Raw genomic sequence first — 14804 nt, 5'->3', positions numbered from 1 at the left:
GCCAGAGGGACAGTCACGATGAGCGCGCCCACATACTGCAGCGTCGCGATCGTCTTGAGGTCGCCGCTGTGCAGGTGCTTTTTCTGGTAAATCGTCCCGTACGTGACCGAGGCCATGGCGAGGAGATTGATCGCCAATGGCACCGCCGCATGAGCGAGGCTCACGGATCCAGGGTCGAAAAGCTTCGGGGAAACGGCAATCGCTATGCCGAGGAAGCCGAGGAGAAGGCCGAACTTCTGCGTCGGCTGCAGCCGTTCGCCGATCAGGAAAGGCGCGGCCATAGCCGTCATGAGCGGCTGGAGAGCGGCGATGATCCCGGAGATGCCTGCCGGAACACCATTGGCGATCGCCCACCAGAGGCCGCCGAGATAGAAGCCGTGCAGAAAGAAGCCCGAATAGATCGCCCGCAGCACCGTAGCCCGGTCGGGCCATTTCGCTTTCAGCACCAGACAGAGGGCGAGAAAGGCAAGCGCCGATAGCGCATAGCGCATACCGAGGAAGGTGAAGGGCTCGGAATGAAGCGCCGCATACTTCGCCACAACCCAGCCGGTGGACCATAAAAGCACGAAGATAGCGGGCGCATAACGATCGAGGGTCATGGAGGACTCTGGGGCAAGAGGTATTGTCGCGCCAATAGCGGTCCAACCTCTCCGCGTCAAAGGCAAAGCGTTGATAATTATTTCAAGTTTGGCTGATGGTCGGCGCCGAAAGGAAATGGCCGGGCGCGCGCCCGGCCATCCAGTATGGTTGGTCCGGAGGGAGCTCAGCCGATCTTGACGAGCTTGCCTTCCTTGACGGACTGCACCGCCGCGTCGGCCAGCACCAGGGCCGCAAGGCCATCAGCGCCGGAGGGTGAAATCTTTGCGCCCTTTTCGATCGCCGCGATGAAGCCTGCAATCTCGTTGGCGTAGGCTTCAGTGTAACGGGTCATGAAGAAATCGTGCAGCGGCGGGCGGGTGTAACCGTCGCCGTTTGCGACTTCGATCGAGACCGGGCGCTGGTTCTCGGCGACAACCATGCCCTTCGAACCGTGCACTTCGATGCGCTGGTCGTAGCCATAGGTGGCGCGGCGGGAATTGGAAATCACCGCCTGCTTGCCGGACTTCGTCTGCAGGATGACCGAGACGCTGTCGTAGTCGCCCGCCTCGCCGATCGCCTTGTCGACGAGTACGGCGGCAGTCGCCACAACGGATACCGGCTCCTCGCCAAGCAGGAAGCGGGCCATGTCGAAATCGTGGATCGTCATGTCGCGGAAGATGCCGCCCGAACGCTTGATGTAGTCGACGGGCGGAGCGCCCGGATCGCGCGAGGTGATCGTCACCATCTCGACTTCGCCGATGCGCCCGTCGTCAATCGTCTTGCGCACGGCCATGAAATGCGGATCGAAGCGGCGGTTGAAGCCGACCATCAGCTTGGCGTTGGTTTCCTCGACCACCTTGATGCAGGCCTTGACCCGCCCGACGTCGAGGTCGATCGGCTTTTCGCAGAAGATCGCCTTGCCGGCGCGGGCAAAGCGCTCGATCAGATCCGCATGCGTATCGGTCGGCGTGCAGATGACGACGGCATCGATGTCCTTGGCCGCCTCGATCGCCTCGATCGAGCGCACCTCACAGCCATAAGCGGACGCGATTGCTTCGGCTGCTTGCGGCATCGCATCAGCGACAGCAACGAGCGTCGCGTTCGGATCACCGCTCACCGCCTTGGCGTGAACCTTGCCGATGCGGCCGGCACCGAGAAGACCAAATCTGACTGTCATGAAACCCTCCCTGGAATTCGGAACAAATGAACCGAATTTGCGTATCTGTGGAATTTTCATTCCACCTTCCGTTCGAGCCGTCAAGCCCGCTGCCCTTTCACTTTTACAAAATCCGGCCTAAAGACAAGTGATCGAAACATGACCGGGGAACACATGCAGCTTATCGATCCGAGTCATCCCGCCTACCGCCATGTCTGGGTACGCGCTCTGATCGTGGCCGTATGCCTGGGCTGGTCAGCTCTGGAGTTCATCGGCGGCGACCCGTTCTGGGGCGTGTTGTCGGGCGCTGCCGGCATCTATGCCTTCTATATGCTCTTCTGGACCTACAAGCAGCCGTCTGCCGAGCCGAACGAAGCTCCAAAGCCGGACGAGGCGGACCCTGAATAGTCAGCGGCCGAGACGCCGCACGGCTTCGTCGATCATGAGGTTTGCAAGCGTCATGCGCGTCGTCGCGTTCTGCCGGAATGCCGGCGCCACCCGATCGGGATGGTTCAACTTGGCAAAGGCGCGCCGCTTCTCGTTCAGCGTCTGAAGTGTGTCGGCCGCCGTTATCGAGAGTTCGGCTGCGATTTCTGCAGGCGTGATGCGCGCAAGGTGCTCCGGCATCACGGGCTCCGGCTCCGGAACGGGCTGCGGCTGCACTTCCTCTTCCGCCGCCGCAGCAGGCATTTCCGGCTCGAGATTGTCGAGATAGGCCTGCCCGGGACGCTGCGACGCGGCCGACACCCCCTCCATCACATCGAAAGCAAGCCCCGCGCTCAAACCTTGGACGCGATAGGCGGCGGGGGTCTCATCCTCGTCATTATCCTCTTCTTCCGCCTTCAGCCGTTCCAGAACGGATTGGAAAATCGATTGCCCGAACAACATGCCGCCACCCTTCAAGGCGAACATTAAACAATACCTGAATGGTGCCGGGCTTGCGTGAGGACTGCCGAGGGCCAGACCTCGAGCCTTTCAAGGCTCTAAGTCTGGCACTGCTCGAGAATGAGATCGTGAAGAAGTCGCGCGCTCGGAGGCAGGGCGCGCTCGCGGGCGGTGATCAGGCTATAGGGCTTTATGTTGATTTCGAAGTCGGTCGGCAGCACATGCACATCGGAGGCCCTCGATCCCTGGCCTGCGAGAAACTGCGCGACTTCCAGCGCTACGGGTGCGATCGCGTTCGTCTGGCTAATGATCGCGCAGGTCAGCAGCAGGGAAGATGTGTTGACGATGCTCTCGGGCAGCGGCACGCCCGCCGCCAGAAAGATATCCTCCAAGGTGCGCCGGAGCAGAGAGCCCGGTGGCTGGAAGACCCACTCGTAGCCACGAATGTCGGCAAGGCTGCACACCCTCTTCTCGGCGAGCGGATGCCCGTAGCGGACGATCAGACAGGCTCTCTCTATGCCGATCTCCTGCACTTCGAAGAGCCGGGGATTGAGATCGTCGGGAATGCGGCCGATGATGAAGTCGTACCGGGCCGCGAGCAGGTGCCGCGCCAGAACGTTGCTGGTCTCCACCTCTAGATTGACCTCCATGCCCGGAAAGGCCTTGCGGACCTTGTCGATGGCGGGAACCACGAGGCTCATCGCCGGCGCGGTGACCGCGCCGATGAAGACGGATCCGCCCTTGCCGCTCTTCAATTCGCCGATTTCCCGGCTGGCCTCGCGCAGCTCGAGCATAATCTTTCGAGCGCGTCTCGCGAGCGCCTCTCCAAACGTCGTCAGCACCACCCCTCGGGCCACTCGCTCGTAGAGTGACGTCTTCACGATCGACTCCATTTCAGCGAGCATTCTGGAGGCGGCAGGCTGCGAGATGTTCAGGCTTTCCGCCGCCGCGGAAATCTGTCCGCTATCTTCGAGTGCGACGATCATCCGCAGGTGATTCAGCTTCAAACCCGCGCGCAGCAGGGCATCATCACCAAAATTTTGACTGTGGACATCGATACGATCCGCAGAAATCGGCCCGGAAATACCCGTCATGGCTGCACTCCCTCTTCTCATCCCCTTCAAAAGTAATACTTTTTAACGATATACCAAAGTTGGTATGCATTTTAACACTGATTCTATTTGACAGTTATAAGATTCCATACGAGTTTGCGGCCGTGTGCTGGTTGGCACTCAACACGTGTGAGATCGTGGAGGAAACCTACTTCTTTTCTCACCATCTGAAGTAACTATCCAATCTACGGAACCTGCCACAGTTTCGTGGCGGGCGGCTTGCCGTCCGCCGTTCTATTAACAAGGGAGAGAGAAATGAAATCCATTATCTCATTGATGGCTGCGGCAGCCTTCGGCGTCGCTTCGTTCGTTATGCCTGCAATGGCGCAGGACAAGGGCCTCGTTGGTATCGCAATGCCGACGAAGTCTTCTGCCCGCTGGATCGACGACGGCAACAACATCGTCAAGCAGCTCCAGGCAGCCGGCTACCAGACCGACCTGCAGTATGGTGACGACGATATTCCGAACCAGCTTTCGCAGATCGAAAACATGGTAACGAAGGGCGCCAAGGTTCTCGTTGTTGCTTCGATCGACGGCACGACGCTTTCCGACGTTCTGCAGAAGGCCCACGACGCCGGTATCAAGGTCATCGCTTATGATCGCCTGATCCGCGACTCCGGCAACGTCGACTACTATGCAACGTTCGACAACTTCCAGGTCGGCGTTCTGCAGGCCGGTTCCATCGTTGACGCGCTCGGCCTCAAGGACGGCAAGGGCCCGTTCAACATCGAACTCTTCGGCGGTTCGCCGGACGACAACAACGCCTTCTTCTTCTATGACGGCGCAATGTCCGTCCTGCAGCCCTACATCGACAGCGGCAAGCTCGTCGTGAAGTCCGGCCAGACGGGCATGGACAAGGTTGGCACGCTGCGTTGGGACCCGGCAACGGCCCAGGCCCGCATGGACAACCTGCTCTCGGCCAACTACACGGACGCCCGTGTTGACGCCGTTCTGTCTCCTTACGACGGTCTCTCCATCGGCATCATTTCGTCGCTGAAGGGCGTTGGCTACGGTTCGGGTGACCAGCCGATGCCGGTCATCAGCGGCCAGGACGCAGAAGTTCCGTCCGTCAAGTCGATCATTGCCGGCGAACAGCACTCCACGATCTTCAAGGATACGCGCGACCTCGCAAAGGTCACCGTTTCCATGGTTGACGCTGTGATGTCTGGCAAGGAGCCGGAAGTGAACGACACGAAGACCTACGACAACGGCGTCAAGGTCGTTCCGTCCTACCTGCTGAAGCCGGTAGCGGTCGACAAGACCAACTACGAAAAGGTCCTCGTAGAAGGCGGCTACTACACCGCTGACCAGCTGAAGTAATATGAAGAACGGCCGGAACCCGCATTGCGGGTTCCGGTCTTGAATTCTACGATCGCCGGGCATTCCTTGACGTCACGGCGCTGGATTTTTGATCATGGAAAATACACTCCTCGAAATGCGGAACATCACCAAGACGTTCCCGGGCGTGAAGGCGCTTGAGAACGTGAACCTCAAGGTTCGACAGGGTGAGATCCATGCAGTTGTGGGGGAAAACGGGGCCGGCAAGTCGACCCTGATGAAAGTTCTCTCCGGTGTCTATCCCGCAGGCACCTATGATGGCGAGATCGTCTACGACGGCAATGTCCGCAACTTCAAAGCCCTGAAGGACTCCGAAGAAATCGGCATCGTCATCATTCACCAGGAATTGGCGCTCGTGCCGCTGTTGTCGATCGGGGAAAACATCTTCCTCGGCAACGAGAACGCAAAGAGCGGCGTCATCAGCTGGGAAACCACCTACAACCGCACCAAAGAGCTTCTGGCCAAGGTCGGCCTGCGCGAATCTCCGAATACGCTCGTGACCGACATCGGCGTCGGCAAGCAGCAGCTCGTCGAGATCGCCAAGGCGCTGTCGAAGAGCGTCAAGCTTCTGATCCTCGACGAACCGACGGCCTCGCTCAACGAGAAAGATTCCGACGCGTTGCTCAACCTGCTGATGGAATTCCGCAAGCAGGGCATGACGTCCATCATCATTTCCCACAAGCTGAACGAAATCCGCAAGGTCGCAGATCAAATCACCGTCCTGCGCGACGGCATGACGATCAAGACGCTCGACTGTCACGCGGACGAAATCAGCGAAGACATCATCATCCGCAACATGGTGGGCCGCGATCTGGAAGACCGCTATCCGCCGCGTTCGGTTCCGATCGGCGGCACCATCTTCGAAGTGAAGAAGTGGAACGCCTTCCACCAGCAGCATCGCGACCGCCAGGTGCTGCACGACATCAACATCAACGTCCGCAAGGGCGAGGTCGTCGGCATTGCCGGTCTCATGGGTGCCGGGCGCACCGAATTCGCCATGAGCGTGTTCGGCAAATCCTACGGTCACAAGATATCAGGCGAAGTCCATGTCGACGGCAAGCCGGTCGACACCAGCACCGTCCGCAAGGCTATCGATGCCGGTCTCGCTTACGTGACCGAGGATCGCAAGCATCTCGGCCTCGTGTTGGCCGACAACATCATGCACAACACGTCGCTTGCCAATCTCAACGGCATTTCGAGCGGCACCGTCATCGACGGCATCAAGGAAAGCAGGGTCGCGACGGATTATCGGTCGAAGCTGCGTATCCGTTCCTCGAGCATCTACCAGGAAACGGTCAACCTCTCCGGCGGAAACCAGCAGAAGGTCGTGCTTTCCAAGTGGCTGTTCTCGGATCCTGACGTGCTGATCCTGGACGAGCCGACCCGCGGTATCGACGTGGGTGCAAAATATGAAATCTATAGCATCATCAACCAGCTTGCCGCCGATGGAAAGGGCGTTCTGATGATCTCGTCGGAAATGCCGGAGCTGCTTGGCACCTGCGATCGCATCTACGTGATGAATGAAGGTCGCATCGTCGCTGAACTGCCGAAGGCCGAAGCGAGCCAGGAAACCATCATGCGCGCTATCATGCGCTCAGGGGAGAAGAAACAATGACTCCTGTCAACCCGACCAGCCAAGAGGAAAGCAACGTCGTTTCGATCGCCGATTACATCCGCGGCAACATCCGCGAATACGGCATGCTGATTGCGCTCGTGGCGATCATGCTGTTCTTCCAGATCTATACCGGCGGCATTCTGTTTCGTCCGGTCAATCTGACGAACCTCGTTCTCCAGAACTCCTTCATCGTCATCATGGCGCTCGGCATGCTGCTCGTCATCGTGGCGGGGCACATCGACCTCTCCGTCGGCTCCATCGTCGCCTTCGTCGGCGCGATTGCGGCAATCCTGACAGTGTCATTGGGAATGAACTACTGGCTGGCCGGCCTGCTCTGTATCCTGGTTGGCGCAATCATCGGCGCGGCGCAGGGCTATTTCATCGCCTATCACCGCATCCCCTCTTTCATCGTGACCCTCGCCGGCATGCTGGTCTTCCGTGGCCTGACGCTGACCGTTCTCGGCGGTAAGAACATCGGCCCCTTCCCCAAGGAATTCCAGATCATCAGCACCGGCTTCCTGCCGGGCGGCATGATCGATATCGGCGGGATCCCGGTCCAGTCGACCTCGCTGATCCTGACGCTGATCATTCCGGCCATTCTCTTCTACCTCGCCTGGCGCCGCCGCAAGGTCAATGAAAGCCACGGTATCGATGTCGAGCCGATGAGCTTCTTCATCGCCCAGAACGTCATCGTCACGCTGGCGATCCTGGCGCTTGGCTGGCAGCTTTCGACCTATCGCGGCCTGCCGAACGTTCTCGTCGTCATGCTGGTACTGATTGCAGCCTATACGTTCGTCACCCGCCGCACGACCATCGGCCGCCGCATCTACGCCATGGGCGGCAATGAAAAGGCGACCAAGCTGTCGGGTATCAACACCGAGCGACTGAGTTTCTACACCTTCGTCAATATGGGTGCGCTTGCGGGGCTTGCCGGCATCATCGTCGCACTTCGCCTGAACTCCGCGACGCCGAAGGCCGGCGTCGGCTTCGAGCTCGACGTAATCGCAGCGTGCTTCATCGGCGGTGCTTCGGCATCCGGCGGCGTTGGCAAGATTACCGGTGCGGTCATCGGCGCATTCATCATGGGCGTGATGAACAACGGCATGTCCATCATCGGTCTCGGCATTGATTTCCAGCAGATGGTGAAAGGCTTCGTGCTTTTGGCCGCCGTCTTCTTCGACGTTTATAACAAGAACAAGGGCTGAGCGCTCCGGCGCCGGTTCAGGCATTCGCAGTCATTGAAGATCAATTCCGGCTTCCTCGGGAGCCGGAAGGGCGGAGCGTATTCCGCGATTAGCAAAAGAGGATCAGGGCCGTGCTTATTTCGCAGATCAAGGGTTCGAACGGAGAGATCATCGTATCCGTGCGTGAGCCGGGCGGTACAGCGAAAGCCGTTAGGAACGCAGGCAGCGTCTACGCACTGGCGACGGAAGCCGCAAAGAAGGGGAAATCGCTCGTCTCCGTCATCCAGGAGCATGGCTACGGCGATGCGGTCGATCTTGAGAAGGCCTATGCCGAAGGCAGGTTCCTTCCGCCGATCACGCATCCAGATGCCGCTCACCTGCATCTGACGGGCACCGGCCTCACGCATCTTGGCTCGGCGGCGACCCGCGACTCCATGCACAAGAAGACCACCGAGGCCGCCGAAGAAACGCTCACGGACTCGATGAAGATGTTCAAGATGGGCCTTGAGAACGGCAAGCCGAAGGCCGGCGAAAAAGGTGTTCAGCCCGAATGGTTCTACAAGGGCAACGGCCATGCCGCTGCCGCGCCGGGCGCTCCCCTCGTCTCCCCGTCCTTCGCGCTTGATGGCGGCGAGGAGCCGGAAATGGCGGGCATCTACGTCATTGGCGAGGACGGCACGCCGTTCCGCATCGGCTTTGCGCTCTCCAACGAGTTTTCCGACCACGTCACAGAGCGGATCAACTATCTCTTTCTCGCGCATTCCAAGCTGCGTCCCGCAAGCTTCGGTCCGGAGATCCGCATCGGCGTGGCGCCGGACGACATCCGCGGCACATCGCGCATCAAGCGCGGCGACAAGGTGATCTTCGAGAAGCCGTTCCTCTCCGGCGAGGCGAACATGTCGCACACCTTCGCGAACCTCGAATATCATCATTTCAAATACGGCCTCTTCCGCGTGCCTGGCGACGTTCATGTCCACATGTTCGGCACGGCGACGCTTTCCTTCGCGGATGGCATCAAGACGGAAGACGGCGATGTCTTCGAAATCGAAGTTGCCGAATTCGGCCTGCCGCTGCGCAATCCGCTGAAGGTTGCCTCCGAAGAAAATATCGCTGTGAAACAGCTTTGAGGTTTCGTTGGGCTGGCCGCCTCCCACGGCCAGACCACATTTGTAAAGGTAAAGGAGGCTCGTTCAGCCCATGACCATTTATCAAAACCTGATCGCCGGCGAATGGACTGGCGCCGACGCAGTCGAAAACATCAATCCGTCCGATACGAAGGAGGTCGTTGGCCTCTATGCCAGCGGCTCCGCGGTCGATACCAAGAACGCCATCGCCGCAGCCAAGGCTGCCTTCCCTGCATGGTCGCGTTCCGGCATCTGGGAACGCCACGTCATCCTGAAGAAGGCCGGCGACGAGATCATGGCCCGCAAGGACGAGCTCGGCGCCCTGCTTGCCCGTGAAGAAGGCAAGACGCTGCCGGAAGCGATCGGCGAGACGATCCGTGCCGCGCAGATCTTCGAGTTCTTCGCCGGCGAAGCGCTGCGCCTCGCAGGCGAAGTCATCCCGTCCGTGCGCCCGAATATCGGCGTCGAGATCACCCGTGACCCGCTCGGCGTCATCGGCATCATCACGCCCTGGAACTTCCCGATCGCGATCCCGGCCTGGAAGATTGCGCCGGCGCTCTGCTACGGCAACACCATCGTCTTCAAGCCTGCCGAGCTCGTTCCCGGCTGTTCCTGGGCGATCGTCGACATCCTGCATCGGGCCGGCCTGCCGAAGGGCGTGCTCAACCTCGTCATGGGCAACGGCTCGGTCGTCGGCCAGGCGATGCTCGACAGCCCCGACATTACCGGCATCACCTTCACCGGCTCCACCGGTACGGGCCGCCGCGTCGCTGTTTCGTCGATCGAACATAACCGCAAGTTCCAGCTCGAAATGGGCGGCAAGAACCCGATGGTCGTTCTCGACGACGCCGATCTCACCGTCGCCGTCGAAGCGGCCGCCAATTCCGGCTTCTTCTCCACCGGCCAGCGCTGCACCGCCTCTTCGCGCCTGATCGTCACCGAAGGCATTCACGACAAGTTCGTGGCGGCGCTGACGGAAAAGCTGCAGACGCTCGTGGTCGACAACGCCCTGAAGGCCGGCACCCACATCGGTCCGGTCGTCGATGAAAAGCAGCTGAAGACCGATACCGATTACATCGAGATCGGCAAAAAGGAAGGCGCCAAGCTCGCCTTTGGCGGCGAACTCGTCACCCGCGAGACGCCCGGTTTCTACCTGCAGCCGACGCTCTTTACCGAAGCCACCAACCAGATGCGTATCAGCAGGGAAGAGATCTTCGGACCGGTCGTCTCGCTCATTCGCGTCAAGGATTACGAAGAAGCGCTGGCCACCGCCAACGACACGCCCTTCGGCCTGTCGGCCGGCATCGCCACCACCAGCCTCAAGCATGCGACGCACTTCAAGCGCAACTCCGAGGCCGGCATGGTGATGGTCAACCTGCCCACCGCAGGGGTCGACTTCCACGTTCCCTTCGGCGGCCGCAAGGGCTCGTCCTACGGCCCGCGCGAGCAGGGCAAGTACGCTGCCGAATTCTACACAACCGTCAAGACCGCCTACACGCTGGCGTAACCACATGATCGGGTTCCGGACCGTACGAGGCGGTACGGGAACCCTCTGAAGGAAGAAAGTCCATGAAGAAGAAAGCGGAGTGGCCGCGCAAGCTGAGGTCACAGGAATGGTACGGCGGCACGAGCCGCGACGTGATCTATCACCGTGGCTGGCTGAAGAACCAGGGGTATCCGCACGATCTGTTCGACGGACGGCCGGTGATTGGCATCCTCAATACCTGGTCGGATATGACGCCGTGCAACGGTCATCTCCGCGAGCTCGCCGAAAAGGTGAAGGCTGGCGTCTGGGAAGCCGGCGGTTTCCCGCTCGAAGTACCGGTCTTCTCGGCTTCCGAAAACACCTTCCGCCCGACGGCGATGATGTACCGCAACTTGGCTGCGCTCGCGGTCGAGGAGGCGATCCGCGGTCAGCCGATGGATGGCTGCGTGCTGCTGGTCGGCTGCGACAAGACCACGCCGTCGCTGATCATGGGCGCCGCGTCTTGCGACCTCCCCTCGATCGTCGTCACCGGCGGGCCGATGCTGAACGGCTATTTCCGCGGCGAGCGCGTCGGCTCCGGCACGCATCTCTGGAAATTCTCCGAAATGGTGAAGGCCGGCGAGATGACGCAGGCCGAGTTCCTTGAGGCGGAAGCCTCGATGAGCCGCTCGTCGGGCACCTGCAACACCATGGGCACCGCCTCCACCATGGCCTCCATGGCCGAGGCGCTCGGCATGGCTCTGTCGGGCAACGCCGCGATCCCGGGCGTCGACTCCCGCCGCAAGGTGATGGCGCAACTCACCGGCCGGCGTATCGTCCAGATGGTCAAGGACGACCTGAAGCCCTCGGACATCATGACGAAGGAAGCCTTCGAAAACGCCATCCGCACCAATGCGGCGATCGGCGGTTCGACCAACGCCGTCATCCACCTGCTGGCCATGGCCGGCCGCGTCGGCATCGATCTGACGCTGGACGACTGGGATCGTTGCGGCCGCGACGTGCCGACGATCGTCAACCTGATGCCGTCGGGCAAGTACCTGATGGAAGAGTTCTTCTATGCCGGCGGCCTTCCGGTGGTGCTGAAGCGCCTCGGCGAAGCCGGTCTCCTGCACAAGGACGCGCTGACTGTATCAGGCGAGAGCATCTGGGATGAGGTCAAGGACGTCGTCAACTGGAACGAAGACGTCATCCTGCCCGCCGAAAAGGCGCTGACGCAATCCGGCGGCATCGTCGTCGTACGCGGCAACCTCGCCCCGAAGGGCGCGGTTCTGAAGCCATCGGCCGCCTCCCCGCATCTGATGGTGCATCGCGGCCGCGCCGTCGTCTTCGAAGACATCGACGACTACAAGGCCAAGATCAACGACGACAGCCTCGACATCGACGAGACCTGCGTCATGGTCATGAAAAACTGCGGTCCGAAGGGCTATCCAGGCATGGCCGAGGTCGGCAACATGGGCCTGCCGCCCAAGGTGCTCAAGAAGGGCATCACCGACATGGTTCGCATCTCCGATGCCCGCATGTCCGGTACGGCCTACGGCACTGTCGTCCTGCACACCTCGCCGGAAGCTGCTGTCGGCGGACCGCTCGCGGTCGTCAAGAACGGCGACTTCATCGAGCTCGACGTCCCGAACCGCCGTCTGCATCTCGACATCTCGGAAGAGGAACTGGCACGCCGCCTCGCCGAATGGAAGCCGCAGCATGATCTTCCCACCTCCGGCTATGCCTGGCTGCACCAGCAGCATGTCGAAGGGGCTGATACCGGCGCCGACCTCGACTTCCTCAAAGGATGTCGCGGCAACGCGGTTGGCAGAGACAGCCACTGAGGCAAACCGGGAATTGGCATCAAGGCGGAGCGGGAGCTTCGCCTTTTTCTTTGCACACCTGGCACTCCCGGAACGAACTCCCCTCCCCGCCGTTATGGCCGCAGGAGAGGCGCCATGCCCGGTGTGCGGAAATTGATTGTGCTCAGCGCGTTTAACAAGGACGACAACGGTATATTGCGGCCTGCCTTCGAGCCTCGCCAGATGAAGAAGGAGGAAACCGCTGTTTACGTCGCACAGACGCTTGTGAACGATTATGATGGCGTCGTCGTATGGTGCAGCGAAGGAAATCCGGCCATCGGCGAGCACGGCCCATCGGTGATCCTGTTCCAGTCAGGGTCGGTGCCGGAATTCGATTGATCGCTGGCCGGTTCCTTCATCGGACATTCCCAGGACGGGCGATGCAGCATGACCGTTTTTTCCGTCAGGCATATTACGCAGTATTCTTATAGACGGCCTGTCGCCTTCGGCCAGCACCGGATCCTTTTCCGCCCGCGGGACAGCTTCGATCAGCGTCTCCTGGATGCGACCCTGACAGCGGATCCGCAACCGGCCCGAATCCGCTGGATCCACGACGTTTTCGGCAATTGTATTGCGCTTGTGAACATTGACAGGGTGTCTGATCACCTTCGGTTCGAAAGCAATATCCGCCTTGATCACACACCGCAGGTGCCGCTCGATCTCGAAATCGATCGCAAGGCGCTGACCTATCCGTTCTCCTATGACGAGGAAGAGTTGCCGGATCTCTCCTGCACGATCACCCGTCATTACGATGATCCGGATGGCGCGGTTGCAAAATGGGCGCAACAATTCGTCGGAACGCGTTCCTCCGGGCAGACCGGCCGTGTCCTGATGACCCTCTGCTACGGAATTCACGAGAGTTTCGCTTATGCGCGCCGATCCGCACCGGGAACCCAGACGCCGTTCCAAACGCTGGTGCGGCGGCAGGGCACCTGCCGTGACTTCGCGCTGCTGATGATGGAGGCGGCGCGTTCGCTCGGCTTCGCCGCACGCTTCGTCACCGGCTACATCTACGTGGCTGATCGGGACGGGTCGAGGACGCTCGGCGGCGGCGCCACACATGCCTGGTGCCAAGTCTATCTTCCCGGTGCCGGCTGGGTGGAGTTCGACCCTACCAATGGCATCGTCGGCAATCACGATCTGATCCGCGTCGGCGTTGCCCGCGATCCCCGCCAGGCGATCCCGCTGTCAGGAAGCTATGACGGAGAGGCGGATGACTTCGAGGCTCTGGTTGTGCAGGTCAATGTTACCAGCGGACCGTGAAATCAGCCGGCGCTCCCATCTATATGGAACTCATAGATTTTTGCGGCGTTCGATGAGGGCCGCAGGCTGGTGGACTTCCCAGCCTTTCCATAGGAGGCCCCGTGAAGATTCGCGCTGGTTTTACCTTAGGCTATGAATGCATTCAGCCGACGCCGATGCTTCTGGTCCTCAATATCCATCCCTCGCGACGCCCCGATCTCCTGACCGATGAGGTGCTGTCGTTCAGCCAGCCGGTCCGTGCGCGGACCTATACCGATAGCTTCGGCAACTGCTGCGCGCGCATCCTTGCCCCGCCGGGACTGACCAAGATTTCAACCGAGTTCGAAATCCGTGACAGTGGCGAGCCGGACGTGGTGCCGCCCGATGCCCGACAGCATGAGGTCAACGATCTGCCCGACGATGTTCTCGTATTCCTCCTGGGGAGCCGCTATTGCGACACGGACCGGTTGGGTGATTTCGCCTGGGCGACCTTCTCGAACACCGAACCCGGCTGGCCCCGCGTCCAGGCGATTACCGATTTCGTCCACGGCCATATCGCATTCGACTACCAGAAAGCCGACGCCCTCAGAACCGCGTACGGCGGCTACTGTGACAAGACCGGCGTCTGCCGCGACTTCTCGCATCTTGCGATAACGCTCTGCCGCTGCATGAACATACCGGCGCGCTATTGCACGGGCTATCTTGGCGACATCGGCGTGCCGCCCGATCCGGCACCGATGGATTTCAATGCCTGGTTTGAAGTCTTTCTGGGCGGGCGGTGGTACACGGCCGATGCCCGGCACAACATTCCGCGCATCGGCCGCATATTGATGGCAAGGGGCCGCGACGCGACCGACGTGGCGATCTCGACCGCTTTCGGCCAGGCTGCATTGGTGCAGTTCGAAGTCCTGACGGAAGAAGTCATTCAGGATCGCGGTGTCAGGCCCGCTGCGCTTGTCAGCTCTGGCTCTGCATCTGGCCCTGAGCCTCGACCCTGACCGTGACCGTCAGCTTCTCGCCCGGCGTGCCGATCCGCATTCCGGAGACCGGGGCTGCGTCACGGTAGCAAAGGCCTGAAGCGATCCGAACGTAGCGCTCATCTGGGCAGATCTTGTTCGCGGCATCGAAGCCGACCCAACCGAGACCCGGAATATGCGCCTCGCCCCATGCGTGCGTGGCGGCCTGTTCGGCCTCCCCTTCCATCATCAGGTAACCGGACACATAGCGGGCGGGCACCTGCAT

Annotated in this window: 15 protein-coding genes; 10 read left to right on the top strand and 5 right to left on the bottom strand. The window is 60.7% G+C overall.

The genetic code is table 11. The features are described from left to right. Both ACPYOJ_RS31350 and iolG read right to left on the bottom strand, forming a co-directional pair. A partial coding sequence (locus ACPYOJ_RS31350) for a DMT family transporter (protein ID WP_481419725.1) occupies positions 1 to 599 on the bottom strand: 599 nt, incomplete at its 3' end. Positions 600 to 763: 164 nt separating this feature from the next. Further along, positions 764 to 1756 carry an inositol 2-dehydrogenase gene (gene iolG / locus ACPYOJ_RS31345; protein ID WP_481419724.1) on the bottom strand — a complete coding sequence of 331 codons (993 nt, stop codon included), beginning with the start codon at positions 1754 to 1756 and terminating at the stop codon, positions 764 to 766. 153 nt (positions 1757 to 1909) lie between these two features. On the opposite strand from iolG, the gene ACPYOJ_RS31340 reads away from it, so the two are divergent. Beyond that, positions 1910 to 2143: a hypothetical protein gene (locus tag ACPYOJ_RS31340; RefSeq protein WP_481419727.1), complete on the top strand. Its 234-nt coding sequence runs from the start codon at positions 1910 to 1912 to the stop codon at positions 2141 to 2143. On the opposite strand, the gene ACPYOJ_RS31335 is transcribed toward ACPYOJ_RS31340, so the two are convergent. Together ACPYOJ_RS31335 and ACPYOJ_RS31330 are read right to left on the bottom strand one after the other, a co-directional pair. Then, entirely contained in the window at positions 2144 to 2623 is a 480-nt protein-coding gene (locus ACPYOJ_RS31335) for a hypothetical protein (protein WP_481419726.1), read from the bottom strand. A 95-nt stretch (positions 2624 to 2718) separates the two neighbouring features. Next, a complete protein-coding gene (locus ACPYOJ_RS31330) occupies positions 2719 to 3714 on the bottom strand; it encodes a LysR family transcriptional regulator (protein WP_481419723.1) in 996 nt (331 codons plus the stop codon). A gap of 273 nt (positions 3715 to 3987) precedes the next feature. Between ACPYOJ_RS31330 and chvE the strand changes: the two genes are divergently transcribed. From chvE to ACPYOJ_RS31285, 9 genes are all read left to right on the top strand, one after another. Then, complete coding sequence (chvE, locus tag ACPYOJ_RS31325; RefSeq protein ID WP_481419722.1) at positions 3988 to 5052, top strand: multiple monosaccharide ABC transporter substrate-binding protein; 1065 nt, start codon at positions 3988 to 3990, stop codon at positions 5050 to 5052. 94 nt (positions 5053 to 5146) lie between these two features. Continuing rightward, positions 5147 to 6685, top strand: coding sequence for a multiple monosaccharide ABC transporter ATP-binding protein (gene mmsA, locus ACPYOJ_RS31320; protein ID WP_481419721.1), 1539 nt, complete (start codon positions 5147 to 5149; stop codon positions 6683 to 6685). After that, positions 6682 to 7890 (top strand): multiple monosaccharide ABC transporter permease, encoded by a 1209-nt coding sequence (gene mmsB / locus ACPYOJ_RS31315; RefSeq protein WP_481419720.1) that lies wholly within the window; start codon positions 6682 to 6684, stop codon positions 7888 to 7890. Before mmsA ends, mmsB begins: the two co-directional genes overlap by 4 nt. Before the next feature lie 110 nt (positions 7891 to 8000). Next, positions 8001 to 8996, top strand: a complete 996-nt coding sequence (araD1, locus tag ACPYOJ_RS31310) for an AraD1 family protein (RefSeq protein ID WP_481419719.1) — start codon at positions 8001 to 8003, stop codon at positions 8994 to 8996. Positions 8997 to 9066: 70 nt separating this feature from the next. Beyond that, positions 9067 to 10500: an aldehyde dehydrogenase family protein gene (locus ACPYOJ_RS31305; protein WP_481419718.1), complete on the top strand. Its 1434-nt coding sequence runs from the start codon at positions 9067 to 9069 to the stop codon at positions 10498 to 10500. 62 nt (positions 10501 to 10562) lie between these two features. Beyond that, positions 10563 to 12302, top strand: a complete 1740-nt coding sequence (gene araD, locus ACPYOJ_RS31300; RefSeq protein ID WP_168830356.1) for an L-arabinonate dehydratase — start codon at positions 10563 to 10565, stop codon at positions 12300 to 12302. Positions 12303 to 12416: 114 nt separating this feature from the next. Beyond that, positions 12417 to 12659 carry a hypothetical protein gene (locus tag ACPYOJ_RS31295; RefSeq protein ID WP_481419717.1) on the top strand — a complete coding sequence of 81 codons (243 nt, stop codon included), beginning with the start codon at positions 12417 to 12419 and terminating at the stop codon, positions 12657 to 12659. A gap of 48 nt (positions 12660 to 12707) precedes the next feature. Continuing rightward, a complete protein-coding gene (locus ACPYOJ_RS31290) occupies positions 12708 to 13583 on the top strand; it encodes a transglutaminase family protein (RefSeq protein ID WP_481419716.1) in 876 nt (291 codons plus the stop codon). A gap of 101 nt (positions 13584 to 13684) precedes the next feature. Further along, positions 13685 to 14560, top strand: a complete 876-nt coding sequence (locus ACPYOJ_RS31285; protein ID WP_481419715.1) for a transglutaminase-like domain-containing protein — start codon at positions 13685 to 13687, stop codon at positions 14558 to 14560. On the opposite strand, the gene ACPYOJ_RS31280 is transcribed toward ACPYOJ_RS31285, so the two are convergent. Beyond that, positions 14520 to 14804 (bottom strand): transglutaminase-like domain-containing protein (locus tag ACPYOJ_RS31280; RefSeq protein ID WP_481419714.1); only part of this gene is annotated, 285 nt, incomplete at its 5' end. The two genes, ACPYOJ_RS31285 and ACPYOJ_RS31280, sit on opposite strands and share 41 nt — an antisense overlap.

Source organism: Rhizobium sp. SVR5-9E (genome assembly GCF_056755095.1).
This window is presented reverse-complemented; position numbering and strand designations above follow the sequence as displayed.

Excerpts from the sequence above, each read along its gene's own strand:
- ACPYOJ_RS31295 (WP_481419717.1), top strand. The coding sequence starts at position 12,417 with ATGCCCGGTGTGCGGAAATTGATTGTGCTCAGCGCGTTTAACAAGGAC.
- mmsA (WP_481419721.1), top strand. The coding sequence starts at position 5,147 with ATGGAAAATACACTCCTCGAAATGCGGAACATCACCAAGACGTTCCCG.
- ACPYOJ_RS31290 (WP_481419716.1), top strand. The coding sequence starts at position 12,708 with ATGACCGTTTTTTCCGTCAGGCATATTACGCAGTATTCTTATAGACGG.
- ACPYOJ_RS31330 (WP_481419723.1), bottom strand. The coding sequence starts at position 3,714 with ATGACGGGTATTTCCGGGCCGATTTCTGCGGATCGTATCGATGTCCAC.
- ACPYOJ_RS31335 (WP_481419726.1), bottom strand. The coding sequence starts at position 2,623 with ATGTTGTTCGGGCAATCGATTTTCCAATCCGTTCTGGAACGGCTGAAG.
- mmsB (WP_481419720.1), top strand. The coding sequence starts at position 6,682 with ATGACTCCTGTCAACCCGACCAGCCAAGAGGAAAGCAACGTCGTTTCG.
- iolG (WP_481419724.1), bottom strand. The coding sequence starts at position 1,756 with ATGACAGTCAGATTTGGTCTTCTCGGTGCCGGCCGCATCGGCAAGGTT.
- araD (WP_168830356.1), top strand. The coding sequence starts at position 10,563 with ATGAAGAAGAAAGCGGAGTGGCCGCGCAAGCTGAGGTCACAGGAATGG.
- chvE (WP_481419722.1), top strand. The coding sequence starts at position 3,988 with ATGAAATCCATTATCTCATTGATGGCTGCGGCAGCCTTCGGCGTCGCT.
- ACPYOJ_RS31305 (WP_481419718.1), top strand. The coding sequence starts at position 9,067 with ATGACCATTTATCAAAACCTGATCGCCGGCGAATGGACTGGCGCCGAC.
- ACPYOJ_RS31340 (WP_481419727.1), top strand. The coding sequence starts at position 1,910 with ATGCAGCTTATCGATCCGAGTCATCCCGCCTACCGCCATGTCTGGGTA.